25 protein-coding genes and 1 tRNA gene are annotated in these 25,622 nt (G+C 59.6%); all 26 read right to left on the reverse strand.

What is annotated here, in order from left to right; translation table 11 throughout:
• Window positions 1-26: 26 nt before the first annotated feature.
• Window positions 27-1,163 carry an acyl-CoA dehydrogenase family protein gene (locus tag LMG28727_RS05940; RefSeq protein WP_201641405.1) on the reverse strand — a complete coding sequence of 379 codons (1,137 nt, stop codon included), beginning with the start codon at window positions 1,161-1,163 and terminating at the stop codon, window positions 27-29.
• A 10-nt stretch (window positions 1,164-1,173) separates the two neighbouring features.
• Complete coding sequence (locus tag LMG28727_RS05945) at window positions 1,174-2,370, reverse strand: acyl-CoA dehydrogenase family protein (protein ID WP_201641406.1); 1,197 nt, start codon at window positions 2,368-2,370, stop codon at window positions 1,174-1,176.
• A 48-nt stretch (window positions 2,371-2,418) separates the two neighbouring features.
• A complete protein-coding gene (locus tag LMG28727_RS05950; RefSeq protein ID WP_201641407.1) occupies window positions 2,419-2,844 on the reverse strand; it encodes a DUF1178 family protein in 426 nt (141 codons plus the stop codon).
• Between the two features lie 244 nt (window positions 2,845-3,088).
• A complete protein-coding gene (locus tag LMG28727_RS05955) occupies window positions 3,089-3,613 on the reverse strand; it encodes a helix-turn-helix transcriptional regulator (protein ID WP_201641408.1) in 525 nt (174 codons plus the stop codon).
• Window positions 3,614-3,667: 54 nt separating this feature from the next.
• A complete protein-coding gene (locus tag LMG28727_RS34035) occupies window positions 3,668-3,913 on the reverse strand; it encodes a hypothetical protein (protein ID WP_236591631.1) in 246 nt (81 codons plus the stop codon).
• Window positions 3,914-4,226: 313 nt separating this feature from the next.
• Window positions 4,227-4,811 (reverse strand): NUDIX domain-containing protein, encoded by a 585-nt coding sequence (locus tag LMG28727_RS05960; protein WP_201641409.1) that lies wholly within the window; start codon window positions 4,809-4,811, stop codon window positions 4,227-4,229.
• Window positions 4,812-4,854: 43 nt separating this feature from the next.
• Window positions 4,855-5,151, reverse strand: a complete 297-nt coding sequence (locus tag LMG28727_RS05965; protein WP_201641410.1) for a DUF2818 family protein — start codon at window positions 5,149-5,151, stop codon at window positions 4,855-4,857.
• Window positions 5,151-6,623: an NADH-quinone oxidoreductase subunit NuoN gene (gene nuoN, locus LMG28727_RS05970; protein WP_201641411.1), complete on the reverse strand. Its 1,473-nt coding sequence runs from the start codon at window positions 6,621-6,623 to the stop codon at window positions 5,151-5,153. Before nuoN ends, LMG28727_RS05965 begins: the two co-directional genes overlap by 1 nt.
• A 25-nt stretch (window positions 6,624-6,648) precedes the next feature.
• Window positions 6,649-8,139 carry an NADH-quinone oxidoreductase subunit M gene (locus LMG28727_RS05975; protein ID WP_201641412.1) on the reverse strand — a complete coding sequence of 497 codons (1,491 nt, stop codon included), beginning with the start codon at window positions 8,137-8,139 and terminating at the stop codon, window positions 6,649-6,651.
• 19 nt (window positions 8,140-8,158) lie between these two features.
• Entirely contained in the window at window positions 8,159-10,231 is a 2,073-nt protein-coding gene (gene nuoL, locus LMG28727_RS05980) for an NADH-quinone oxidoreductase subunit L (RefSeq protein WP_201641413.1), read from the reverse strand.
• Between the two features lie 17 nt (window positions 10,232-10,248).
• Window positions 10,249-10,554, reverse strand: coding sequence for an NADH-quinone oxidoreductase subunit NuoK (nuoK, locus tag LMG28727_RS05985; RefSeq protein ID WP_013339863.1), 306 nt, complete (start codon window positions 10,552-10,554; stop codon window positions 10,249-10,251).
• A 20-nt stretch (window positions 10,555-10,574) separates the two neighbouring features.
• A complete protein-coding gene (locus LMG28727_RS05990) occupies window positions 10,575-11,273 on the reverse strand; it encodes an NADH-quinone oxidoreductase subunit J (RefSeq protein WP_201641414.1) in 699 nt (232 codons plus the stop codon).
• A gap of 199 nt (window positions 11,274-11,472) precedes the next feature.
• Window positions 11,473-11,961, reverse strand: coding sequence for an NADH-quinone oxidoreductase subunit NuoI (nuoI, locus tag LMG28727_RS05995; protein ID WP_074763534.1), 489 nt, complete (start codon window positions 11,959-11,961; stop codon window positions 11,473-11,475).
• Between the two features lie 15 nt (window positions 11,962-11,976).
• Window positions 11,977-13,041, reverse strand: a complete 1,065-nt coding sequence (nuoH, locus tag LMG28727_RS06000) for an NADH-quinone oxidoreductase subunit NuoH (protein WP_201641415.1) — start codon at window positions 13,039-13,041, stop codon at window positions 11,977-11,979.
• On the reverse strand, window positions 13,042-15,375 hold the full coding sequence (gene nuoG / locus LMG28727_RS06005) for an NADH-quinone oxidoreductase subunit NuoG (RefSeq protein WP_201641416.1): 2,334 nt from the start codon (window positions 15,373-15,375) through the stop codon (window positions 13,042-13,044).
• A 110-nt stretch (window positions 15,376-15,485) separates the two neighbouring features.
• Window positions 15,486-16,814, reverse strand: coding sequence for an NADH-quinone oxidoreductase subunit NuoF (gene nuoF / locus LMG28727_RS06010; protein ID WP_201641417.1), 1,329 nt, complete (start codon window positions 16,812-16,814; stop codon window positions 15,486-15,488).
• A complete protein-coding gene (nuoE, locus tag LMG28727_RS06015; protein ID WP_074763530.1) occupies window positions 16,811-17,296 on the reverse strand; it encodes an NADH-quinone oxidoreductase subunit NuoE in 486 nt (161 codons plus the stop codon). The genes nuoF and nuoE overlap by 4 nt, the downstream gene beginning before the upstream one ends.
• Before the next feature lie 130 nt (window positions 17,297-17,426).
• Window positions 17,427-18,680 carry an NADH-quinone oxidoreductase subunit D gene (locus tag LMG28727_RS06020; protein WP_201641418.1) on the reverse strand — a complete coding sequence of 418 codons (1,254 nt, stop codon included), beginning with the start codon at window positions 18,678-18,680 and terminating at the stop codon, window positions 17,427-17,429.
• A 9-nt stretch (window positions 18,681-18,689) separates the two neighbouring features.
• Window positions 18,690-19,292, reverse strand: coding sequence for an NADH-quinone oxidoreductase subunit C (locus tag LMG28727_RS06025; protein ID WP_201641419.1), 603 nt, complete (start codon window positions 19,290-19,292; stop codon window positions 18,690-18,692).
• 21 nt (window positions 19,293-19,313) lie between these two features.
• On the reverse strand, window positions 19,314-19,793 hold the full coding sequence (locus LMG28727_RS06030) for a NuoB/complex I 20 kDa subunit family protein (RefSeq protein WP_006052903.1): 480 nt from the start codon (window positions 19,791-19,793) through the stop codon (window positions 19,314-19,316).
• Window positions 19,794-19,856: 63 nt separating this feature from the next.
• Window positions 19,857-20,216 carry an NADH-quinone oxidoreductase subunit A gene (locus LMG28727_RS06035; protein ID WP_007175615.1) on the reverse strand — a complete coding sequence of 120 codons (360 nt, stop codon included), beginning with the start codon at window positions 20,214-20,216 and terminating at the stop codon, window positions 19,857-19,859.
• A gap of 169 nt (window positions 20,217-20,385) precedes the next feature.
• Window positions 20,386-20,470 (reverse strand) — tRNA-Leu (locus LMG28727_RS06040).
• Window positions 20,471-20,581: 111 nt separating this feature from the next.
• Window positions 20,582-20,968 carry a preprotein translocase subunit SecG gene (secG, locus tag LMG28727_RS06045; protein WP_201641420.1) on the reverse strand — a complete coding sequence of 129 codons (387 nt, stop codon included), beginning with the start codon at window positions 20,966-20,968 and terminating at the stop codon, window positions 20,582-20,584.
• A gap of 79 nt (window positions 20,969-21,047) precedes the next feature.
• The gene (tpiA, locus tag LMG28727_RS06050; RefSeq protein ID WP_201641421.1) at window positions 21,048-21,830 is read right to left on the reverse strand and encodes a triose-phosphate isomerase; all 783 of its coding nucleotides are present in this window, start codon (window positions 21,828-21,830) and stop codon (window positions 21,048-21,050) included.
• A 121-nt stretch (window positions 21,831-21,951) separates the two neighbouring features.
• Entirely contained in the window at window positions 21,952-22,968 is a 1,017-nt protein-coding gene (locus LMG28727_RS06055) for an NAD(P)H-quinone oxidoreductase (protein WP_201641422.1), read from the reverse strand.
• A gap of 212 nt (window positions 22,969-23,180) precedes the next feature.
• Window positions 23,181-25,316 carry a polyribonucleotide nucleotidyltransferase gene (gene pnp, locus LMG28727_RS06060; protein ID WP_201641423.1) on the reverse strand — a complete coding sequence of 712 codons (2,136 nt, stop codon included), beginning with the start codon at window positions 25,314-25,316 and terminating at the stop codon, window positions 23,181-23,183.
• Window positions 25,317-25,622: the final 306 nt, after the last annotated feature.

Raw genomic sequence — 25,622 nt, forward strand, 5'->3', positions numbered from 1 at the left:
CCTGCTTATCTGGTTGGACAGGCTGATCAGGCTTCGACGGCGACAAAGCCGGGCAACGCGGCGAACCGCGCGAGATGATGATCGACATCGCCCAACGTTGTTTCGATGATGGCCAGCCGCTTGAACAGATGCGCTGCCGCCACTTCGTTCGTGACGCCCATGCCGCCATGCAATTGCACCGCCTGCTGGCCGACAAAACGCGCGGCCTGTCCGACCCGGACCTTCGCTGCGGAAACTGCACGACGACGTTCGTCCGCGTCTTCGCTCGTGTAGCGCATGGCCGCCAGATAGGTGATTGAACGTGCCTGCTCCGCGTGAATCAGCATCTCGACCATACGATGCTGCAACGCCTGAAAGCGCGCAATCGGCTGGCCGAACTGCTGACGCGTTTTGGTGTAGTCGACGGTGGCGAGGTTCAGCGCATCCAGGGCACCAATGGCTTCTGCACACAGCAGCAACGTGCCGTAGTCCGCGATATGTTCGAGCGCAGCCGCGCCCGAATGCTTGCCGCCAAGCCGGCGGCCGGGCGTACCGTTGAACTCGAGAGTCGCGGCGCGCTGACCGTCGATTGTACGGTAGTCCGTTGCGTTGACGCCTGCAGCGTCGCGCGCCACCACAAAGAGTGCGATCTCGCCATTCAGACGGGCGGGCACAATCCAGTAATCGGCTTGCGCGCCATGCAGCACGACCGACTTCGTGCCCGTGAGCGCCTGATGCCCATTCTGATCACGCTGCTCATTCGCGACTGTCTCGACCTCGAACAGATCGTAGCGCGCCTGTGGTTCGTGAAAGGCGACTGCCAGCTTGACCTCGCCCTGAGCCGCCCGCTCAAGCAACGTGGCATCTTCGCCATCGCCCGAGCCTGCAAGGCGGAGTGCCTCGATGCCCACCGCAGTCGCCCAATACGGCTCGACAACTAATGCACGGCCAAGCTCTTGCATGACCACCAGCATGTCGATTGGACCGCCGCTGAAACCACCTTGGGCTTCGGGGACCGGCAACGCAGTCAAGCCTAATTCGGTCAACGCCGCCCAGTGTGCATCCGACACGCCAGCTTCCGAGCGCACGATTGCCTGACGCGCTTCGAAACCGTAGCTCTTGTCCAGATAGCGGCGCAGCGCGTCAGCGAATTGCTGTTGTTCGTCGTTAAAAGTGAAGTCCATGCGCCGCTCCTCAAAGTCCGAGAATCATCTGCGCGATGATGTTCTTTTGAATTTCGTTCGAACCGCCGTAAATCGACGTCTTGCGGTAATTGAAGTAGTACGCGGCCAGGGGTGCCGCATCGTCGTCGCCGGCCAGGCTGTGCTCGCGCGCGCCTTCGAGGAACGGTACGTCAAACGGCGCGGCGAGCGGACCGACGGTCTCGAACATCAGTTCGGTTAGCGCCTGCTGCACTTCCGTACCCTTGATCTTCAGCATCGATGCTTCCGGTCCAGGCCCACGTCCACCGGCTTCATTGGCCACGACGCGTTGCACGGTGACTTCCAGCGCCATCAACTCGATTTCGAGGCTCGCGACTTTCGCGGCGAATACCGGATCCTGCAGCAGAGGTTTGCCGTTCTTCTTCTGATTCAATGCGAGGCGTTTCAGGAATGCGAGTTCGCGCTTTGAACTGCCGACACGCGCAATACCCGTGCGCTCGTGGCCGAGCAGATACTTCGCATAAGTCCAGCCACGGTTCTCGTCACCGACCAGATTTTCGACCGGCACCTTCACGTCTTCGAAAAACACTTCGTTGACTTCGTGATCTTCATCGAGCGTGATGATCGGGCGCACGGTGATGCCCGGCGTTTTCATGTCGATCAGCAGGAAAGAGATGCCCTCCTGCTTTTTAGCGCCGGTGTCGGTGCGCACGAGGCAGAACATCATGTCGGCGTACTGGCCAAGCGTAGTCCAGGTTTTCTGGCCATTGACGACATAGTGGTCGCCGACTCGCTCGGCGCGTGTGCGCAGCGACGCCAGATCGGAACCGGAGCCCGGCTCGGAATAGCCCTGGCACCACCAGTCGGTGCCGTCGAGAATGCGCGGCAAATAATGGCGTTTTTGCGCCTCGCTGCCGTACTTCATCAGCACGGGCGCCACCATCGACACACCGAAAGGCAACACGGACGGCGCACCGATGCGCGCGCATTCTTCTTCCCAGATGTGCCGTTGGGTCGCGTCCCAACCTGGCCCGCCATATTCTTTCGGCCACGCGACCACCGACCAGCCGCGGGTACCGAGCAGCTTATGCCAGTCCGCGAAATCTTCGCGGGCAAGACGCTTATGGTTGAGTACTTTGTCGCCCAGCTCGCGAGGCAGATTCGCTTCGAGCCAAGCGCGGATGTCGGCGCGAAATGCGTCGTCTGCGGGGGAATAGTCCAGATTCATGCGTAGTGTCTCCTGGCCGCAACCACCCGCCGCCAGGGAGCCACTGCGCTATTGCAGCGGTTCCTTCAAAGCGGCCGGGACTGGCAGCGGCATCACTTCGATGCCTTCTTCGACCAAGGCTCGCGCATCTTCCGGTGTCGTAACCCCGCGAATATTGCGAGCCGGCGCCTCGTTGTAATGAATGCGCCGCGCTTCCTCGGCGAAGCGGTCGCCCACGTTCTCGGTCTTTTCCAGTACCTCGCGCAGAGCACGCATCACGCGCGCCTGCATATTGCCAGCCTCCGCGGACGGCTTCGTCTCGGTCGCGCCCGACAGATTCAGACGCGGTGCCGAAGGCAAGCGGCTTACTTCGTTCGCCCCGCAGATCGGACATTCGACGAGCTTGCGGGATTGCTGCGATTCGAAGTCATCTGCCGAAGCGAACCAACCTTCGAACCGATGGCCATGCGGACACTGTAAATCGAGGACCTTCATGTGGAATCAGGGCTTGCGTGCCAGTTTAGCGCAAAATACAAATTTGTGAACGGTCGTTCGTAAATTTTTACGGACGACTCGCCGACACTTGGCGTCTCAGATAAATCGGACGCGGTGGGCGATTTTAACGCTTTGCGCAGACGACTGCCGAGGGTGTTCTAAAGGTCGAACGGTGCCGCTCAAATGTTGGCAAAACTTGCCAATCGAAATAAAACAGTTCTCTGTGCACCCCACTATCCGACGGTTATAGAACCAGCCTCTCGAGCCTGCGGCTAAAGCGCGGTTCAAGTGCGCGCACTTCCTTCGCAAGATTGATCTGCTTGGCCGACTTCGCGACGTCCACCACGTCTGGCCTGATGTCATAGCCGCCGCGCGCGTTCAACCAGTCGAGAACATCCGACAGATGCCATACCGATGCGCTACCTTCATGCACTGGCGGCGGGAAGTCGATTGCGTGGCTCAGCATCAGCTTGCGCATATTCTGCCGTGACACGCCGGCGACCTCGGCGACGTCGGTAAGCCCAACGAAATCGGGACCCGCCTCTACCAGGCGAGCAGACGGGACCGCCTGTTTGACGTCTTTAAGCGCACTGACCAGCGCCGCGAATGCAGACTCGCCTTCGCGAGAAAAGAGCAGCGCGAGGCGGCCCGCTTGACCCACGCCGACGGTCGCGTCGTCGCAACCTGCTTCGCCCAGACGCTCGACAATCGCGTCCAGATCGCAGTCTTCTGCGGAGAGCCCGTACTTCAGAGTGAACACATATTCCATACGCTACTTCAGCCTCCCTTCAACCTTAAATCTTCGCCGTCCAAAACGTTTCTGCTACCGGCGAGCCGTGCAGTTGTCGATAATGCGGCGCAGGTGCTTTGCGTGATTATCTGGATTCTTCGGCGTACGCCAGATGCTCGATATACAAAACTCACCGCAACGGCACTCGGCGTCTTTATAAGGACAGTACATCTTGCCCCACGCATGACCTCGCCCACCGCTCAGAACGCGCCAGCCGTTCTTCTCTGCGTAGGTCAATGCCGCCTCGACCTCTTTCTTAGAGTGACTTCCTCGAACCATCGACACCCTCCAATTTAGCGAGTGAAAGTCAGGTTGTCAATCGACAACCATCATTCAATCACCCAAAATGCAATTTTTCAGAACATTCGTTATCCCAGGCAAATGGAATCGTCAATGTCATGAAGGGAAGTCCATACTAGCGTCCCAACGGCCGTCCGGCGAGACGGCCAGAAGTCATAGGAAGAAAGGAGATTTTTTAAGAATTCGGCGACAGCAGGGGACCAGAATCAAATGTCGCAATGACGAAGCCCCTGCTGGTCATAGACCAGCAGGGGCTTCTCATCATCCTCGAAGCTGCGCCAGAAGCGCAGCGTTACTGTGGCTCCGCCGTCGGCCACGCGCCCGACAGCACCTTCTCGAGCCAGAACGTGCCGATGATTGTCTTGACGTCGGTGATCTTGCCGGTCCGCACCCACTCGGACATTTCATCTACCGTCGCCGTGAACAATTCGAGGAACTCGCCCTCGTCGAGCTTGCGCTCGCCCGCCGTCAACCCGCGCGCGATATAAATATCGATGAATTCGGTCGAGTAAGAAATGATCGGGTGAATACGCGTCAGATACACGTACTCCCGCGCGGTATAGCCGGTTTCCTCGCGCAGTTCACGTATCGCGCAAGCCAGCGCGCCTTCATTCGGATCGAGCTTGCCGGCCGGATATTCGACCATGACCTTGCCCATCGGATAGCGATACTGACTCTCCAGCAGCACGCGCCCATCGTCGAACAACGGAATCACCATCACGGCGCCCGGGTGCTGAACATATTCACGGGTCGCCTGCTTGCCGTCCGGCAAACGGACGGTATCGCATTTGACCGTCAGAAACGGCCCCTGATAGACCTGCTTGCTATCGATACAGGTCTCGGTAAGCGCGGCGTCGTGATTAGGAAGTTCAGCCATATGCGGACCTCAGGACAGCGTGGTGCGCGACGGCGAGACGCCGTCAGCGGCGTTTGACGAGATATTGGAAGGTAAAGCCAGGGAACGCGAACACAATGAACAGCGCGAACGTGATGGCGTAGAACTGCCAGCCCTGTTCGAAGCGGTTCCCCGCTCGCGCTTCAAGCAGAAAGCCGAACGCACCGACCACAAAGTACAGCACGATCAATTCGGCGATCCGGATCCACGCGCTCTTCTTCACCGCTTTCAACGGAACGGCGGCGAAGAGGCGCTGATTCAGGAACGGCAGGTTGGCGCCGACCAGCGCCAACAACACGATAAACCAACCCGCAGCCGACATCAGAACAGCAGCGTGTGCTGGATAGCCTGCAGGCAAGCCTTCAGCAGCGGATCCGGCACGATACCGAGCACCAGCACGGCCACACCGTTGAGCGCCAGCAGAGCACGCGTGCTGCTGTCGGCGGCGATCGGCGACTTGTCTTGCGGCTCGTCGAAATACATCAGCTTGACGATACGCAGGTAATAGAACGCGCCGAACAGCGACGTGATCACAGCCAGCACGGTCAGCCAGGTCAGACCGGCGTTCATCGTGGCCTGCAGCACCGCGAGTTTCGCGTAGAAGCCCACGGCGGGCGGAATACCGGCGAGCGAGAACATCATGATCATCATCACGAACGCAAACACCGGGCTGCGTTGGTTCAGGCCCTTGAAGTCCTCGAGCGTGTCCGCTTCGAAATCGCGGCGAGCCAGCAGCATGATCACACCGAAGGTGCCCAGTGTCGTGATCAGGTAGACGATGCTGTAGAACATTGCCGACCCGTACGCATTGGCCGCGCCCGACGTCTTCTGGTCGACCACGCCGGCCAGCAGGCCCAGCAGCACGAAGCCCATGTTCGAGATCGCCGAGTACGCGAGCATCCGCTTGACGTTGCGTTGCACGATACCGGTGATATTGCCGACGATCAGCGACAGCGCCGCGAGAATCACCAGCATCTGCTGCCATTCGACAGCCAGCGGCAACAGGCCCATGACGAGGAAGCGGAAGCCCCACGCAAACGCCGCGACCTTCGGACCACCGCCGACGATCAACGACATCGCCGTCGGCGCGCCCTGATACACGTCAGGCACCCACATGTGGAACGGCACCGCACCCATCTTGAACGCCACGCCCGCCACGATGAAGATCACGCCGAACAGCAGCACGCTCGGATCGTAATGGCTCGTACCGATGGCCTTGAACACTTCATTCAGGTCGAGCGAGCCGGTCGCACCGTACAGCATCGAAATGCCGTACAGGAGGAAACCGGAAGCCAGCGCGCCGAGCACGTAGTACTTCATCGCGGCTTCGTTCGACTGCGGCACTTCACGGCGCAGCGCGATCACTGCGTACAGCGACAGCGACATCAGTTCCAGACCGAGGTACAGCGTCAGGAAGTTGTTGCCGGAGATCATCACGAGTTGGCCGAGCAACGAGAACATGCCCAACAGGAAGAACTCGCCGCGGAACAGATTGCGTTCCTCGAGATACCGGCGCGAATAGACGATCGACACGGCATAGCCAAGCGTCACGACCGACTTCATCGCACTCGCGAACGGGTCCACCACGTACATGTGGCCAAAGAAATAGCGCACTTGCGGGTCGAACGCATTCATCGCAAACCAGATGCCGGCGATGAGCGTCGAGAAGAACGCAATAAAGTACGTAGTACGGCGACCGGCCTGGCCGACGAAAGTGTCGTTGAGCCACGCGAGCACAACGGCGAACATCACCAGTGCGTCGGGCAACAGAGCAGTCATAGGGGCGTTTTGCATGGTCTTTTAATTCCTCCGCTCGGCGTTACTGAGGCAACGGCAGCTTTGACTGCGCAACGTGGGAGAGGAGGTTTTCCACGGATACGTGCATCACATCGGTAAAAGGCTTCGGATACAAGCCCATGAACAGCGTCAGTGCAGCAAGCACTGCCAGCATGAAAAATTCGCGTCGGTTGATATCGAGCAGGGTCTTCACGTGATCGTTGACGATCGCGCCGAAATACACCCGCTTATACATCCACAGCGTGTAGGCCGCGCCGAGAATCAGCGTGACCGCCGCACCGCCGGCGATCCAGAAGTTGTACTGGACTGCCGCCAGAATCACCATGAATTCGCCGACAAAACCGGAAGTGCCCGGCAAGCCGCAATTCGCCATCGAGAACAGCATCGCGAACGCTGCGAATTTCGGCATGACGTTGACGACACCGCCGTAATCGGCGATCTGACGCGAATGCATACGGTCGTACAGCACACCGATGCTCAGGAACATCGCGCCCGACACGAAACCGTGCGAGATCATCTGAATGACCGCGCCTTCCATGCCGAGCTGGTTGAAGATGAAAAAGCCGAGCGTGACGAAGCCCATATGCGCGATCGACGAATACGCGACCAGCTTCTTCATGTCCGCCTGGACCATCGCGACCAGACCGATGTAGATCACCGCAACCAGCGACAGCGTAATCACGACCGGCGCCAGAAAATGGCTTGCGTCTGGCGTGATAGGCAGCGAGAAACGCAGGAAGCCGTACGCACCCAGCTTCAGCATGATCGCGGCCAGCACGACCGAGCCGCCGGTCGGCGCTTCCACGTGCGCGTCAGGCAACCACGTGTGCACCGGCCACATCGGCACCTTCACGGCGAACGCCATGAAAAATGCGATGAAGATCAGCACCTGTGGCGTCATCGCGAGCGGCGCATGCTGCCAGGTAGCGAGGTCGAACGTGCCGGTCTCGACGTACAGATAAATCAGCGCGACCAGCATCAGCAGCGAGCCCATCAGCGTGTAGAGGAAGAACTTGAACGCCGCGTACACGCGGTTCGCCCCACCCCACACGCCGATGATGATGTACATCGGAATCAGCGTCGCTTCGAAGAAGACGTAAAACAGCATGCCGTCGGCCGAGCTGAACACGCCAACCATGATGCCCGACAGAATCAGGAACGCCGCCAGGTACTGCGCGACGTTCTTCGTAATCACTTCCCACCCGGCGATCACGACGATCACCGTTATCAACGCGGTCAACACGACGAACCACATCGAGATGCCGTCGACACCCAGGTGATACGAAATGTGAAAGCGCTCGATCCAGTTTGCCTGCTCGACGAATTGCAGATCTGCGGTGCTCGAATCGAAACCCGTGATCAGCGGGATCGTCACAATAAAGCTGACGACCGAGCCGATCAGCGCAATCCAACGCGCGGGAGCCGGGTTGCGGTCCGAACCGATAGCCAGAACGACGAGGCCGACGAGGATCGGTAACCAGATCGCGATACTGAGAATCGGATAAGCGTGCATTAGTTAGTGTCCCCTAGCCTTATTTGCCGCCCAGCGTTACAAACAGGGTCAGGAGCCCCAACATGCCGATGATCATGGCAAACGCGTAGTGATAGATGTAGCCCGATTGCAGGAAGCGGATCACGCCGGCAAACCAGCCGATAAAGCGCGCACTACCGTTCACGATGCCGTCGATCACGACGACGTCGCCTTCCTTCCACAGGCCACGGCCAATTGCCACTGCGCCGCGTGCAAAAACCACTTCGTTGATCTTGTCCATGTAGTACTTATTATCGAGCAACGTGTAGATCGGGCCGAACGCGCGCTTGATAACAGCCGGCAGATCGGGGCGAACCAGATACAGGAACCATGCAACCACCACCCCAGCCAGCGCCAGCCAGACCGGCAGACCGCTAACTGAATGGAAACCCATCGACACCCAGCCGTGGAACTCTTCGGCCATCTCCTGCACGGCCGGATGGTTCGCGCCGATGAAGATCACCTTGTCGAACGCCACGCCGTGCTGGAAGAAGTCGCCGAACAGCATCGGACCGATGCCGATCGCGCCGATCACGACCGACGGAATCGCCAGCAACACCAGCGGCAGCCATACGACCCACGGCGTTTCGTGCGGCTCGTGAGCGTGGTCGTCGTGACCGTGGCCGTGCGCGTCATGGCCATGATCATGACCGTCATGCGCATGTGCTGCGGCTTCGATGCCCATCGGCGATTCCGGATGCTTCGGACCGCGGAAACGCTCCTTGCCATGGAACACCAGGAAGTACATACGGAACGAGTACAGCGCGGTAACGAATACGCTCGCCACCACCGCGAAATACGCGAAGCCCGAACCCGGCAGATTCGACAGCTTCACGGCATCGATGATCGAGTCTTTCGAGTAGAAGCCCGAGAAGAACGGCGTACCGATCAGCGCCAGCGAGCCGATCAGCGACGTGATCCACGTGATCGGCATGTACTTGCGCAGGCCGCCCATGTTGCGGATGTCCTGATCGTGGTGCATACCGATGATCACCGAACCCGCGCCGAGGAACAGCAGCGCCTTGAAGAACGCGTGCGTCATCAGGTGGAACACGGCGACCGAGTACGCCGACGCGCCGAGCGCGACCGTCATGTAACCGAGTTGCGACAGCGTGGAATAAGCGACCACACGCTTGATGTCGTTCTGGATGATCCCGAGGAAACCCATGAACAGCGCGGTGATCGCGCCAATGATCATGACAAACGACAGCGCCGTATCCGACAGTTCAAACAACGGCGACATACGCGTGACCATGAAGATACCGGCCGTCACCATGGTTGCCGCGTGAATCAGTGCGGAGATCGGCGTCGGGCCTTCCATCGAATCCGGCAGCCACACGTGCAGCGGGAACTGGGCCGACTTACCCATTGCGCCGATGAAGAGGCAAATACACGCTACCGTCAGCAGACCCCAGTCGGTACCCGGGAAGCTCAAGGCCGCGAGTTCGGTACGCTTTGCGAACACGTCGCCGTAGTTCATCGAGCCGGCGAACGCGAACAGCAGGCCGATGCCCAGCAGGAAGCCGAAGTCACCGACGCGGTTCACGATGAACGCCTTCATGTTCGCGTAGATCGCCGTCGGGCGCGTGAAGTAGAAGCCGATCAGCAGATACGAGACCAGGCCCACCGCTTCCCAACCGAAGAACAGTTGCAGGAAGTTGTTGCTCATCACGAGCATCAACATCGAGAACGTGAACAGCGAAATGTACGAGAAGAAGCGCTGGTAGCCGTCGTCGTCGGCCATGTAGCCGATCGTGTAGATGTGCACCATCAGCGACACGAAGGTCACGACGCACATCATCATCGCCGTCAGCGAGTCGACCAGGAAGCCGACTTCGAACTGCGTCTTGCCGATCGCCATCCACTGATAAATAGTCGCGTTGAAGCTCGCGCCGTTCAATACCTGGAAGAAGACGATGGCCGACAGGACGAGCGAAATCGCTACGCCAAGGATCGTGACCGAGTGCGCACCCGCTCGCCCTACCGCCTTGCCGAACAGCCCCGCAATCAAGGAACCGGCAAGCGGTGCCAAAGGAATTGCCAACAGCAGGTTTTCATTGAGTATCGTAGACATAACCACTTTCCCTGAAGTTAACCTTTGAGCTGATCGAGATCCTCGACATTGATCGTGTCGAGGCTACGGAACAGGGTCACCAGAATTGCGAGGCCGATCGCCGCCTCCGCCGCTGCTACCGTCAGCACGAAGAAAACGAAGATCTGTCCATGCACGTCGCCCAGATAATGCGAGAAGGCAACGAAATTGGTGTTCACCGCGAGCAGCATCAGCTCAATCGCCATCAGGATGATGATGACGTTGCGGCGGTTCAGGAAAATGCCGACGACGCTGATCGCAAACAGGATCGCGCCAAGGACAAGGTAATGGGCTAGGGTCAACATGATTTCTATCTCCTGTCCGCTCAGCTATTTTTAGCTGGTGCCGAGTCGGCCGCTGCCGCCGCTGCTTGCGCTGCTGCTTCGGCTTCTTCTGCCGCGACGGTTGCCGCGGTCTTTTCCGACGCCATCTTCACGACGCGCACACGGTCCTGAGCGCGAACCTTGACCTGCTCGCTCACGTTCTGGCGTTTGCTGTCCTTCTTATGGCTCGTGGTCAGAGCGATCGCGGCGATGATTGCGACCAGCAGCACGAGGCCGGCAACTTCGAACGCGAAGATGTAATCCGTGTAGATGATCTTGCCGATCAGGCGGGTGTTCGACCAGTCGCCCATGCCGTTCGCGACAGCCGTCGTGTCACGCAGCGCCGTGGAGGTCGCACCGTAGCCATGCCACAGGATCAGCGCGGTTTCGATCACGATGATCGCGCCCACCAGGGTCGCCATCGGTACGAAGCGCTTGAAGTCCTTGCGCAGCACGTCCATGTTGATGTCCAGCATCATCACGACGAACAGGAACAGCACCATCACCGCGCCGACGTAGACCAGCACCAGCAGGATTGCAAGGAACTCGGCTTCGAGCAGCATCCAGATCGCGGCTGCGTTGAAGAACGCCAGCACCAGAAACAATGCGGACGCTACCGGGTTGCGCGAGGTGATCACCTTCAGCCCTGACACAACCAGGAGCAGCGCGAAGATGTAGAACAGTACGGTCGTGAATTCCATGATTACCGGTTCATCGTTAGGCCATTGTCAGGCATGGTTCTTTGGCACGTGCATCTGGCGCTTTTCGCCAGAACAGCCGCACAGGTGCGCCGAGCCGCGGCGTTCAGGCCGCGGCTTCCGGCCCGACAACAGGCCGTATTGACTGCTTTTACCGCTATATTTTTACTTCTGCTTTGTACTGCATCAACAGACAAATGCTTCAACGATACGGTGCATCTGCCGCTTTGTTCGCAGCGATTTCCGCTTCGTAGCGATCACCCACGGCCAACAGCATCTCTTTCGTGAAATACAGATCGCCGCGCTTCTCGCCGTGGTACTCGAGAATGTGCGTTTCGACGATCGAATCGACCGGGCAGCTTTCTTCGCAGAAACCGCAGAAGATGCACTTGGTCAGATCGATGTCATAGCGCGTCGTACGCCGGGTGTTGTCGGCGCGCGGGTCCGACTCGATCGTGATTGCGAGCGCCGGGCACACCGCTTCGCACAGCTTGCACGCGATGCAGCGCTCTTCGCCATTTTCATAGCGGCGCAGCGCATGCAGACCGCGAAAACGCGGCGACATCGGGGTCTTCTCTTCGGGGAACTGCACGGTCACCTTGCGCTGGAACGTATAACGTCCGGTCAACGCGAGGCCTTTAAGCAGTTCCGTCAGAAAGAAGGTCTTGAAAAAATTTTGGATTGCGGTCATAGGTTCATCCGCCCTTTATTTCCAGATGTTCAACGGCGACATGATCCAGAAGCCGACCACCACCAGCCACACCACGCAGACCGGAATGAAAACCTTCCAGCCCAGACGCATGATCTGGTCATAGCGGTAACGCGGGAACGTGGCGCGCGCCCAGATGAACACCGACAACAGCAAGAAGACCTTGAGGACGAGCCAGAAGATGCCCGGGATAAACGACAGGAACCCGAACGGAGCGCTCCAGCCCCCAAGGAACAGTGTTGCAGCCAACGCCGAGATCACGATCATGTTGATGTACTCGGCGAGGAAGAACAGCGCGAACGCCATACCCGAGTAATCGATCATGTGACCCGCGACGATTTCCGACTCCCCTTCCACCACGTCGAACGGGTGGCGGTTCGTTTCGGCAATGCCCGAGATGAAGTAGACGACGAACATCGGCAGCAGCGGCAGCCAGTTCCATGACAGGAAGTTCAGACCGTGCGACGCGAAGAAGCCGTGTTCCTGCGAACCGACGATACCCGACAGGTTCAGCGTGCCGGAGGTCATCAGCACGACGACGAGCGCGAAGCCCATCGAGATTTCGTACGAGACCATTTGCGCTGCGGCACGCATTGCGCCGAGGAACGCGTACTTCGAGTTCGACGCCCAACCGGCCAGAATCACGCCGTACACGCCGATCGATGAAATCGCCATCGCGTACAGCAGACCCGCGTTGATGTCGCCAAGCACCGCGCCCGCCTGGAACGGAATCACCGCCCAGATCGCGAAGGCAGGCACCACCACCATGATCGGCGCGATCAGATAGGTCCAGCGGCTCGCCTGTGCCGGTTGAATCACTTCTTTCAGCAACAACTTCAGCACGTCGGCGATTGGCTGCAGCAAACCGGCGGGACCGACGCGGTTCGGGCCAATACGCACGTGCATCCAGCCGATCAGCTTACGTTCCCACAGAATCAGGTAAGCCACGCACAGCAGGATCACGACGGCTACCACCAGAATGCGCACCAGTGCCCACACCGTAGGCCATGCCACACCAAGGATCTGGGTGCCGCCCGAGTTGATCGTATCGAACAAGCTCATTTACGCCTTCTCCACCACCAGTTCACCGAACAGGCTGCCCAGCGCTGCACCGGCAGGCGTAGCCGCCGATACGCGGACGACCGTCTCCGCAAGATTCGCGTCGCGCACGGCCGGCAACTGCACCGATTGCTCGCCCTGACGCACGCGTACGGCGTCGCCTTCTTTCAAACCCAGTTTGTCGAACAGCGCAGCCGGCAGGCCGACCGTGTTCGCGGTACGCGCCGCTGCGGTCAGATGCAGCGAGTCGGCGCGGCGCACTAACGAGTCAGCGTGATAGATCGGCACGTTCGCGATACGCTCGAACTTGCCTTCTGTTGCCTTCGCCGACTTGCCGCGTGCAACCGTGACGCCCGTCTTGTTCGACAGACGCGATGTCAGCTCACCGTTGCCAAGCGCAGCGTTGCGCACTTCTTCCGACGTGTCGAATTCGAAACCAGGCACGCCGAGCAGGCTGCCCAGCACGCGCAACACCTTCCATGCCGGACGCGTTTCGCCGAGCGGACGCACGACGCCGTTGAAAGTCTGCACTGTGCCTTCGGCGTTGACGAACGTACCGGCCGTTTCCGTGAACGGAGCGATCGGCAACAGCACGTCGGCGTAGTCGGCGCCCGTCTGGAACGGCGACATCACCACAACCATTTCAGCCTGCTTCAGCGCGGCCAAAGCCTGCGCCGGATTGGCAGTATCGAACTCCGGCTCGAAGTTCAGCAACACATAACCCTTGCGCGGTTGTTCGAACACTTCACGAGCATTCAAACCACCTTCGCCCGGCAGCGCGTTCACGAGGTGTGCGCCGACCGTGTTGGCTGCTTCCGGGAGGAAACCGAGCGTCGCACCGGTCGCCTCTGCAATCCATTGCGCCGCTGCGTGAATGACCGCGAAATCCGGATGACGGACCGCGCCGTTGCCCAGCAGCACGAGGCGGCTTTGGCCCGAAGCGAGCGACTTGGCAATCTGCTTGTGAGAGTCTGTCGGCTGCGTGCCGGCAAACGCTTCCGGCAACGCAACACCGTTCGCTTCCGACACCGCGCCAGCGATGCCCGCCAGCGCGTCGAGCCATGCCGACGGCGCGGCGACCACGCGCTGCGCTTGTGGAATCAATGCGTCGTCACCGGTAGCCTGCACGAGCGTGAGCTTCGCGCCGTTCTTGGCTGCCTGACGCAAACGAGCTGCGAGCAGAGGATGATCGCGGCGCAGATCGGAACCGATCACCAATGCCGCGTCGACGTTCGACAGCTCGGCGATCGCCGCGCCGAGCCACGGCGCACCATTGACCGGAGCCGAGAAGTCCGACTGACGCAGACGGAAGTCGACGTTAGGCGTGCCGACCGCTTGCGCGAGTTGCTTCAACAGGAACAGTTCTTCGACCGTGCTATGAGCGCTACCGATCGCGGCCAGCGCAGTCGCGCCGTGATCGCCCTTGATGCCCTTCAGACCCTTGACCACGTACTCAAGCGCGGTCTGCCAGTCGGTCTCAAGCCACTTGCCATCCTGCTTGAGCATCGGCTGCGTGAGACGTTCCGGGCTATTGAGGCCTTCGTACGAGAAGCGGTCCTTGTCCGAAATCCAGCATTCGTTGATGGATTCGTTTTCGAACGGCAGCACGCGCATCACGCGATTGTTCTTTACTTGCACCACGAGGTTCGCGCCGACGGAATCGTGCGGGCTCACCGACTTGCGGCGCGACAGTTCCCACGTACGGGCGCTGTAACGGAATGGCTTGCTGGTCAACGCGCCGACCGGGCACAGATCGATCATGTTGCCCGACAGTTCGGAGTCGACCGTCTTGCCGACGAACGACGTGATTTCCGAATGCTCGCCGCGGCCCAGCATGCCCAGTTCCATCACGCCGGCCACTTCCTGGCCGAAGCGGACGCAACGCGTGCAGTGAATGCAACGCGACATTTCTTCCATCGAGATCAGCGGGCCGACGTTCTTGTGGAACACCACGCGCTTTTCTTCGCTATAACGCGAACCCGATTTGCCGTAACCGACGGCCAGATCCTGCAACTGGCACTCGCCGCCCTGGTCGCAAATCGGGCAATCCAGCGGGTGGTTGATCAGCAGGAATTCCATCACGGCTTGCTGGCCCTTCACCGCCTTGTCCGACTTGGTGCGCACGATCATGCCCGCCGACACCGGCGTTGCGCATGCCGGCACAGCCTTCGGCATCTTTTCGACATCGACCAGACACATCCGGCAGTTGGCCGCAATCGACAGCTTCTTGTGATAGCAGAAGTGAGGGATATACGTGTCGACCTTATGCGCAGCCTGGATCACCATGCTGCCTTCAGGCACCTCTACTTTCTTGCCGTCTATTTCAAGTTCAACCATGATGGTCAATCTTCCTTAACCTGTTACCGCTCAATCGTTCGCCCCGTTCATCGCCCGATCAGGCGATGAATCCCGCGGTTGACGTGTTCGTCTGGTGCTTGTCTACTTAGTCAGGCAGCCACTGTTTCCGACGCCGCTGCGTGCCCGGCATGATCGCCAGTCAGGCAATGCTTGTGGGCGACGTGATATTCGAACTCGTCCCAGTAGTGCTTGAGCATGCCGCGAACCGGCATGGCCGCTGCATCGCCGAGCGCGCAAATCGTGCGGCCCATGATGTTTTCCGCGACCGAGTTCAGCAGATCCAGATCTTCAGGACGGCCGAGCCCATGCTCGATACGATGGACGACGCGGTACAGCCAGCCCGTGCCTTCGCGGCAAGGCGTGCATTGACCGCACGACTCTTCGTAATAGAAATACGACAAACGCAACAACGAACGCACCATGCAACGCGTTTCGTCCATCACGATGACCGCGCCCGAACCGAGCATCGAGCCAGCCTTGGCGATCGAGTCGTAGTCCATGTCGGTGTTCATCATCATCTCGCCCGGGATTACCGGTGCCGACGAACCGCCAGGAATCACAGCCTTGATCTTCTTGCCGCCGCGCATGCCGCCAGCGAGGTCCAGCAACGTCGCGAACGGCGTGCCGAGCGGAATTTCATAGTTGCCCGGACGTTCGACGTCGCCCGATATCGAGAAAATCTTGGTGCCGCCGTTGTTCGGCTTGCCAATTTCCAGGTAATTCTGCGGACCGACTGCCAGCAGGAACGGCACTGCGGCAAACGTCTCGGTGTTGTTGATCGTGGTCGGCTTGCCGTACACGCCGAAGCTCGCCGGGAATGGCGGCTTGAAGCGCGGCTGGCCTTTCTTGCCTTCCAGCGATTCGAGCAGCGCGGTTTCTTCGCCACAGATGTAGGCGCCGTAACCGTGGTGCGCGTGCAGCTCGAACGAAAAGCCCGAGCCCATGATGTTTTCGCCGAGGAACCCGGCGCGGCGAGCTTCGTCCAGCGCCTGTTCAAACCGACGGTAGACTTCGAAGATTTCGCCGTGAATGTAGTTGTAGCCAACCGTGATGCCCATCGCGTAAGCGCCGATGGCCATACCTTCGATCAGCGAATGCGGATTGAAGCGCAGGATGTCGCGGTCTTTGAATGTGCCCGGTTCGCCTTCGTCCGAATTGCAGACGAGATACTTTTGACCCGGAAACTGACGCGGCATGAAGCTCCACTTCAAACCGGTCGGGAAACCTGCACCCCCACGGCCGCGCAGACCCGACGCCTTGACGTCGGCGATCACCTGCTCGGGCGGAATCTTCTCTTCGAGAATGCGTCGCAGCTGGGCGTAACCGCCGCGCGCCACATAGTCTTCAAGGTGCCAGTTGTCGCCGTTCAGGCCGGCAAGAATCAGCGGTTTGATGTGACGATCGTGTAAAGCCGTCATTTCGAAAGCTCCTCGAGCAGCTGGTCGATCTTCGCGCGGCTCATGAAGCTGCACATGCGATGGTTGTTCACCAGCATCACCGGTGCGTCGCCGCACGAACCCATGCACTCACCCTCTTTCAAGGTGAATTTGCCGTCGGGCGTGGTTTCGCCGAAGTCGATGCCGAGCTTCTGCTTCAAATATTCTGCGGCGCCCTCGGCACCGCCGTCCGGGCCAAGCTGGCACGGCAGGTTTGTGCAGAGCGTGATCTTGTACTTGCCGACCGGCGAGGTCTCGTACATCGTGTAGAAGGTAGCCACCTCCTGCACGGCGACTGCCGGCATGCCGAGATAGTCCGCGACGAACTGCATGACGTCGGGCGACAGCCAGCCATGCTCTTCCTGAGCAACGGCCAGCGCCGACATCACGGCGGACTGTTTCTGATCGGCGGGGTATTTCCCGATCGCGCGATCGATTTCTTTCAGGCCTTCAGCTGAGATCATTTTCAGACACGACTCTTTCAATTCCTACCGAACGAAACCCGTCGCTTGAATCACGCTGCGACAGACCCGGCGTTCCTTTGCTTGACGCGCGTCTCGATGCAATCCGAAAACGCGCGCCGATGAATACGTCCTAGCGATCCACTTCGCCGAACACGATGTCCTGCGTACCGATGATCGTCACGGCGTCGGCGATCATGTGACCGCGCGCCATTTCATCGAGCGAGGACAGGTGCGCATAGCCCGGTGCACGGATCTTCAGGCGATACGGCTTGTTCGCGCCGTCCGAGATCAGATAGATGCCGAACTCGCCCTTCGGATGCTCGACCGCTGCGTACGCTTCACCTTCAGGAACGTGGAAACCTTCAGTGAACAGCTTGAAGTGATGGATCAACTCTTCCATGTTCGACTTCATGCCGACACGCGACGGCGGCGCAACCTTGTGATTGTCGATCATCACGGGACCTGGATTCTTACGCAGCCACTCAATGCACTGTTTCACAATCCGCGTGGATTGGCGCATTTCTTCGACGCGAACCAGGTAGCGGTCGTAACAATCGCCATTCACGCCGACCGGAATGTCGAAATCCATCTTGTCATAGACTTCGTACGGCTGTTTCTTGCGCAGATCCCACTCGATACCCGAGCCTCGGAGCATTGCACCCGTCATGCCGAGTTGCAAAGCACGCTCCGGGCTGACGACGCCGATACCGACCAGACGTTGCTTCCAGATCCGGTTGTCGGTCAGCAGCGTTTCGTACTCGTCGACACATTTCGGGAAACGCGTGAAGAAGTCGTCGATGAAGTCGAGCAGCGAACCTTGACGGTTCTCGTTCATCTTCGACAACGCCTTCACGTTGCGGATTTTCGATGCCTTGTATTGCGGCATCGCATCCGGCAGATCGCGATACACACCACCCGGGCGGTAGTACGCTGCGTGCATCCGTGCGCCGGATACCGCTTCGTACACGTCCATCAGGTCTTCGCGCTCGCGGAATGCGTACAGGAACACCGCCATTGCGCCAACGTCGAGCGCGTGCGCGCCGATCCACATCAAGTGGTTCAGCACGCGCGTGACTTCGTCGAACATCACACGAATGTACTGGGCGCGCAGCGGCACTTCGATGCCGAGCAGCTTTTCGATCGCCATCACGTAGCCGTGCTCGTTGACCATCATCGACACGTAGTCGAGACGATCCATGTACGGCACGGACTGGATGAACGTTTTGGTTTCGGCGAGCTTTTCAGTCGCGCGATGCAGCAGACCGATGTGCGGATCGGCGCGCTGGATGACTTCACCGTCGAGTTCCAGCACGAGGCGCAGCACACCGTGCGCGGCCGGATGCTGGGGACCGAAGTTGAGCGTGTAGTTCTTGATCTCTGCCATGGCGTTCTCTTAGTGTTTCAGACCGCCATAGCGATCCTCGCGGATCACGCGCGGCGTGATTTCCCGCGGCTCGATCGTCACAGGCTGATAGACGACGCGCTTCTCTTCCGGGTCGTAACGCATTTCGACGTACCCGGAGACAGGGAAATCTTTACGGAACGGGTGACCAATGAAACCGTAGTCGGTCAGGATGCGGCGCAGGTCCGGGTGACCTTCGAAGACGATGCCGTACAGGTCGAATGCTTCGCGCTCGTACCAGTTGACCGAATTCCAGATTTCGACGACGGACGGCAGGATGGGCACTTCGTCATCAGGTGCGAACACGCGCAGACGCACACGCCAGTTGTTCTGCACCGACAACAAATGCAGCACGGCCGCGAAACGCGGACCGTCGTAGGCGCCATCGGCGTAGGTCTGATAGTCGACACCACAAAGATCGACGCATTGCTCGAAACCGAGCGAACGGTCGTCGCGCAGACGGGTTGCAACGTTGAGGTAGTCGGCCGCCTTCACGACGATCGTCACTTCACCGATTGCTTCGTTGATGCTCAACAGGAGGCCGCCAAAGGCCGCCTCGAGGTTCGCTTTCAGGGTCTCGAGTTTGCTTGCCATATTGTGGGGGAGGCGTTGGCCTTATTGACGGGCGATTGTGTTGGTGCGGCGAATCTTGGCCTGCAACTGGATCACGCCGTACACCAGCGCTTCCGCAGTAGGCGGACAACCCGGCACATAAACGTCAACCGGAACGATCCGGTCACAGCCACGCACTACCGAATACGAGTAGTGGTAATAGCCGCCGCCGTTCGCACACGAGCCCATCGAGATTACCCAGCGCGGCTCAGCCATCTGGTCGTAGACCTTGCGCAGAGCGGGCGCCATCTTGTTGCACAGCGTGCCGGCGACGATCATCACGTCCGACTGACGCGGACTGGGACGAAACACCACGCCGAAGCGGTCGAGGTCATAACGGGCAGCGCCCGCATGCATCATTTCGACCGCGCAGCACGCGAGACCGAACGTCATCGGCCACAGGGAGCCGGTGCGCGTCCAGTTGATCAGCTTGTCAGCCGTCGTGGTGACAAACCCTTCCTTCAAGACCCCTTCGATACTCATTTGCTTTCCACTCCAGACGGGGTGGCAAGCCTTGGCCACCCACGCAAACCGGTGATTAATCCATCATTCCCAGTCGAGGCCGCCCTTCTTCCAGATGTAGGCGAAGCCCAGCAGGAATTCGAGCAGGAAAATCATCATTGCCATGAAGCCTGGCCAGCCGATGTCGCGCAGAGCTACGCCCCACGGAAACAGGAATGCGGTTTCAAGGTCGAAAATGATGAAGAGAATGGCGACGAGGTAATAGCGAACATCGAACTTCATGCGCGCATCTTCGAATGCTTCGAAGCCGCACTCGTACGGTGCGTTCTTCTCTGTATCGGGCTTGTTGGGACCAAGAATCTTACCGATACTGACCAGCGCTACGCCTAAACCGGTGCCTACGATGAGGAACAATAAGACGGGAAAATAGGCTGCGAGGTTCAAGACAATCCTCAATTGGTTGGTTCGGTTCTGAGTGCCGACAGGAGCATAGCACTCCTGCCGCGAAATCACTTCCGAAACGCACATGCCACAAGCCCAACTTAAGCCGTGCCCTAGAAGTGAAAAATGCCAGCCGAAGCTGAAGCAAGCGGCTGGCATTTAGATAACATTTTGGTGCCGACGGCGAGACTCGAACTCGCACAGCTTTCGCCACTACCCCCTCAAGATAGCGTGTCTACCAATTTCACCACGTCGGCACTGCATGCAATCCGGGAAAACAACTTGTAACCCGCGAATCGCTTCAAGATTTAGATTGTAACTTGTCTAAACAGATTGTTCAACGCACAAGAGACAAATTGCCGCAAAAATTATTTCGGTACGTCGGTAGCCGGAACCGATGCAGGCGATGCCGGCAGCGCAGCCGAACCGGCGACCGGCGCGGAAGCCGACGGTGTTGCGGAGGCAGCAGCCGGCGCCGTCACCGCCGCGCCCAGCAAGCCTGCCGAAGGTTTCGAACGATACGACCCGAGGTAGGTCAGCGCCAGCGTCGTGACAAAAAACACCGCCGCGAGGACCGCCGTTGTACGCGACAAAAAGTTTGCCGAGCCCGTCGCACCGAACAGGCTGCCCGACGCGCCACTACCGAAAGCAGCGCCCATATCGGCGCCTTTGCCGTGTTGCAGCAAGACAAGGCCGATGACCCCAAGTGCCGACAACAGCTGAACGACGATAATCAATGTTTTCAAATACAGCATCACACTCACCTGAGTCTTTATTTAACCGCGCCACACATTGTGTATTGCGCGGGATGGAGTCACCACCCAAGCGCCCTGCTTAACCGGCGACGCTCGTTGCGGCCGCTGCTTTGCAGATCGCCAGGAAATCCTGGTCCTTCAACGACGCGCCGCCAATCAGGCCACCGTCGATATCCGGTTGGCGGAATAATTCTTCCGCGTTTTCCGGCTTCACGCTGCCGCCGTACAACAACGGCACATCCGCTACCGCTTCGCCCTTTGCCGCCAGGCGCGCACGCAGGAACGCGTGGACCGCCTGCGCCTGCCCCGACGTCGCGCTCTTGCCCGTGCCGATCGCCCAGACCGGCTCGTACGCGACAACCAGACGGGCCGCTTCCTGCACCGACAATTTCGCCAGCACTTCGTCAAGCTGTGAGCCGACTACCTGCTCGGTCAAACCGGCTTCGCGCTCTTCAAGCGTTTCGCCGACGCAGACGATCGGCGTCAAACCTGCTTCCAGCGCGCGCTGTGTTTTTACCGCCACCAACTCTGCGCTTTCCCGATGATAGGCACGGCGCTCCGAGTGTCCGACGATGGCTAGCGTGGCGCCGAAATCGACCACCATCGGCGCAGCCACTTCGCCGGTGTACGCGCCGTGCGTGAATGCGGATACGTCCTGCACGCCCCACACGACCCGACCGCCCTCAAGCAACGATTGGGTTTGCGCGAGATAAAGGCTCGGCACACACACGCCGACGCGTATGTCGGCCGGCAATTCACCCGCGCCTCGCGACACAGCCTGCAACAGAGGGACATTGGCGGCGAGACGCCCGTGCATTTTCCAGTTACCGACTACCAGCTTGGCTCGTTGTTGTTTCGACATCGTCTCGTCTTATCTTGGCGGCGGACTTTGTTTGCGCTTATAGTCCGCCTTTCGGATTCATTCGGCGTGCGCAAAACGCGCAATTTTACTGCGTGGGTTGGATCGGGTCAAACTGACCGTGTCAACTCTCCTGACCCCAAGCCAGCACAATCTTGCCGACATGCGTGCTGCTTTCCATCAACGCATGCGCGTCGGCGGCCTGTGCAGCCGGAAACACGCGATGAATCACAGGCTTGATGCGGCCCGCCTCGAGATGCGGCCAGACCTGCTGCTTTAATTGCGCGGCAATTTTCGCCTTGAATTCGATTGGTCTCGGACGCAACGTCGAACCGGTCACCGTCAGACGACGACGCAATATGTCGTTCAGATTCAGTTCCGCTTTCGCGCCGCCGAGCAACGCGATCACCACAATGCGCCCACCATCGGCCAACGCACTGAGTTCGCGCGACACATAGCTGCCTGCCACCATGTCGAGCACCACGTCGACGCCGCGATCGTTGGTGAGGGACTTGATGACTTCGACGAAATCTTCAGTCTTGTAGTTGATTGCCCGCTCGGCGCCCAACGCTTCGCACGCGCGGCATTTTTCGTCCGACCCAGCGGTCGCAAATACCCGAAAACCGAGCGCATGAGCGATCTGGATTGCCGTCACGCCGATGCCGCTCGAACCGCCCTGCACCAGCAGCGTTTCATTCGGCGCGCCCTCGCCCTTGCCGAGTTGCGCGCGATCGAACACATTGCTCCACACCGTGAAGAAGGTTTCCGGTAGCGAAGCCGCTTCGATATCCGACAAGCCCGCCGGCACCGGCAAACACTGCAGCAGCGGCGCGCTCGCGTATTCGGCGTAACCGCCGCCCGCCAGCAGCGCGCAAACGCGATCGCCAATCTTCAGACCGAACGGATTGTTCTTCTCGTCGATCGTGCCGCCGACAATCTCACCCGCCACCTCGAGACCAGGCAGATCCGACGCGCCGGGCGGCGGCGCATAGCCACCCTTGCGCTGGAATACATCCGGACGGTTGATGCCGGAAGCCGCCACCTTGATCAGCACCTCACCCGCTTTCAACTGCGGCGTGGGCCGTTCGGCGAGCTTAAGGACGTCCGGTGCACCGAATTCGGTGATTTCGATCGCTTTCATCTGCGTCAACTCCAAGATTGGATTGCGTTGCACACCCGTTGCACGTTCGCTTCGCGCCGATCATTAAGCGCATTCGTCTAACCTTCGACGACACGCTCCGCACAAACAGAGTACCTGCTTGTCTCCGTTTGCACGCGCCTGCAACGCAATCCACCCTGCATAAAAAACGGCCGGCGCGTATTCACGCTGCCGGCCGTTGTTCCGCTACCGCATTACTGCGGCGTCGGCTCGCCTTGCGGCGCGTCGTTCAGCAACGCCTTGGCCGACAAACGCACGCGGCCCTTTTCGTCCGTCTGGATAACCTTGACCTTCACTTGCTGGCCATCCTTCAGGTAGTCGTTGATGTCCTTGATACGCTCGTTGGCGATTTCGGAGATATGCAGCAGACCGTCCTTGCCCGGCAGGATGTTCACGATCGCGCCGAAATCGAGCAGCTTGAGCACGGTGCCTTCGTACACCTGGCCCACTTCGACTTCCAGCGTGATGTTCTCGATACGCTTCTTCGCTTCGGCCATCCCTTCGCTGCTCGTGCTGGCGATGGTGACGACGCCGTCGTCCGAAATATCGATCGTCGTGCCGGTTTCTTCGGTCAACGCGCGGATCACCGAACCACCCTTGCCGATCACGTCGCGGATCTTTTCCGGATTGATCTTGATGGTGATCATGCGCGGTGCGTAGTCCGACAGCACCGTGTTCGCGCCCGACACCGCCGAGGTCATCTTGCCGAGGATATGCATACGGCCTTCCTTCGCTTGCGCGAGGGCGACCTGCATGATTTCCTTCGTGATGCCCTGGATCTTGATGTCCATCTGCAGCGCGGTCACGCCTTGTTCCGTACCCGCCACCTTGAAGTCCATGTCGCCGAGGTGATCTTCGTCGCCGAGGATGTCGGTCAGCACCGCAAAGCGGTTGCCTTCCAGAATCAGGCCCATTGCGATGCCGGCGACGTGCGCCTTCATCGGCACGCCGGCGTCCATCAGCGCGAGGCAGCCGCCGCACACCGAAGCCATCGACGACGAACCATTCGATTCCGTGATTTCCGACACAACGCGAATCGAGTAGCCGAATTCGTCGGCGCTCGGCAGGCACGCAGCCAGCGCGCGCTTGGCCAGACGGCCGTGACCGATTTCACGGCGCTTCGGCGAACCGACGCGGCCCGTTTCGCCGGTCGCGAACGGAGGCATGTTGTAGTGGAGCATGAAGCGTTCGCGGTACTCGCCTTCGAGCGCGTCGATGTTCTGCTCGTCGCCCTTCGTGCCCAGCGTTGCCACCACCAGCGCCTGCGTTTCGCCGCGCGTGAACAGTGCCGAACCGTGGGTACGCGGCAGCACGCTGGTACGGATTTCGATCGGGCGCACGGTACGCGTGTCGCGGCCGTCGATACGCGGCTCGCCGTTCAGGATCTGCGTACGGACGATCTTCGCTTCGATGTCGAACAGCACGTTGCCGACGGTTGCCTTATCGGCTGCCACCGTGCCGCTTGCTGCAGCATCTTCTTCGAGCTTCTTCGACGTCGCTGCGTAGACTTCCTTCAGCTTCGCCGAACGAGCCTGCTTGTCGCGGATCTGGTAAGCCGCGAGCAGTTCGGCTTGCGCCAGTTCCGTCACGCGTGCGATCAGCGGCTCGTTCTTCGCTGCCGGCTGCCAATCCCATTCCGGCTTGCCGCCTTCACGGACCAGTTCGTGGATCGCATCGATCGCGATCTGCATTTGCTCGTGACCGAACACGACGCCGCCGAGCATCACTTCTTCGCTCAGTTGTTGCGCTTCCGATTCCACCATCAGCACCGCGCGTTCCGTACCGGCAACGATCAGGTCGAGCGCCGATTCCTTCATTTGCGGACGCGTCGGGTTCAACACGTATTCGTTGTTGATGTAGGCCACGCGCGCTGCGCCAACCGGGCCGTTGAACGGCAGGCCGGACACGGCGAGTGCCGCCGACGCGCCGATCAGCGCAGGGATGTCAGCGGGGATTTCCGGGTTCAGCGACAGGACGTGGATCACGACCTGGACTTCGTTGTAGAAGCCTTCCGGGAACAGCGGGCGCAGCGGACGGTCGATCAGGCGCGAAGTCAGCGTTTCGCCTTCCGACGGACGGCCTTCGCGACGGAAGAAGCCACCCGGGATCTTGCCGGCTGCATAAGTTTTTTCGAGGTAATCGACGGTCAGCGGGAAGAAGTCCTGACCCGGCTTGGCCGTTTTGGCGCCGACCACGGTTGCCAGCACGACGGTGTCTTCGATGTCGACGATCACCGCACCGCTCGCCTGACGGGCGACTTCACCGGTTTCGAGGCGAACGTTGTGTTGTCCCCACTTGAACTCTTTGACGATCTTATTGAACATAGTCATTGCTTTTCCTCATCGTAATGCCGCGCGGACCAGAAGCGGCGCGGCAACGCCAGGACCGGCGCCACATGGGAAGAGTAGTGTTATGCCATTCCAGAGAACCACGCCCTACAACGAGTACGTGCGCGAACCGCTGGAATGACACAAAGCTCCGCCCCTGAAGCCCGGCCGTGTTACTTGTTTTACTGCTTCTTCTACTGCTTTTTTCTACTGCCTGCCCTGCTTTTTCCTGCCTCCGCCGCATGAATCAGCACGCTACTGCGGACCACAGGCAATGCGCGTCACATGAAGCGCACCGTGCAAAAACAA

Origin of the sequence: Paraburkholderia metrosideri (assembly GCF_904848625.1) — a bacterium.
Classification (GTDB): Bacteria; Pseudomonadota; Gammaproteobacteria; order Burkholderiales; family Burkholderiaceae; genus Paraburkholderia; species Paraburkholderia metrosideri.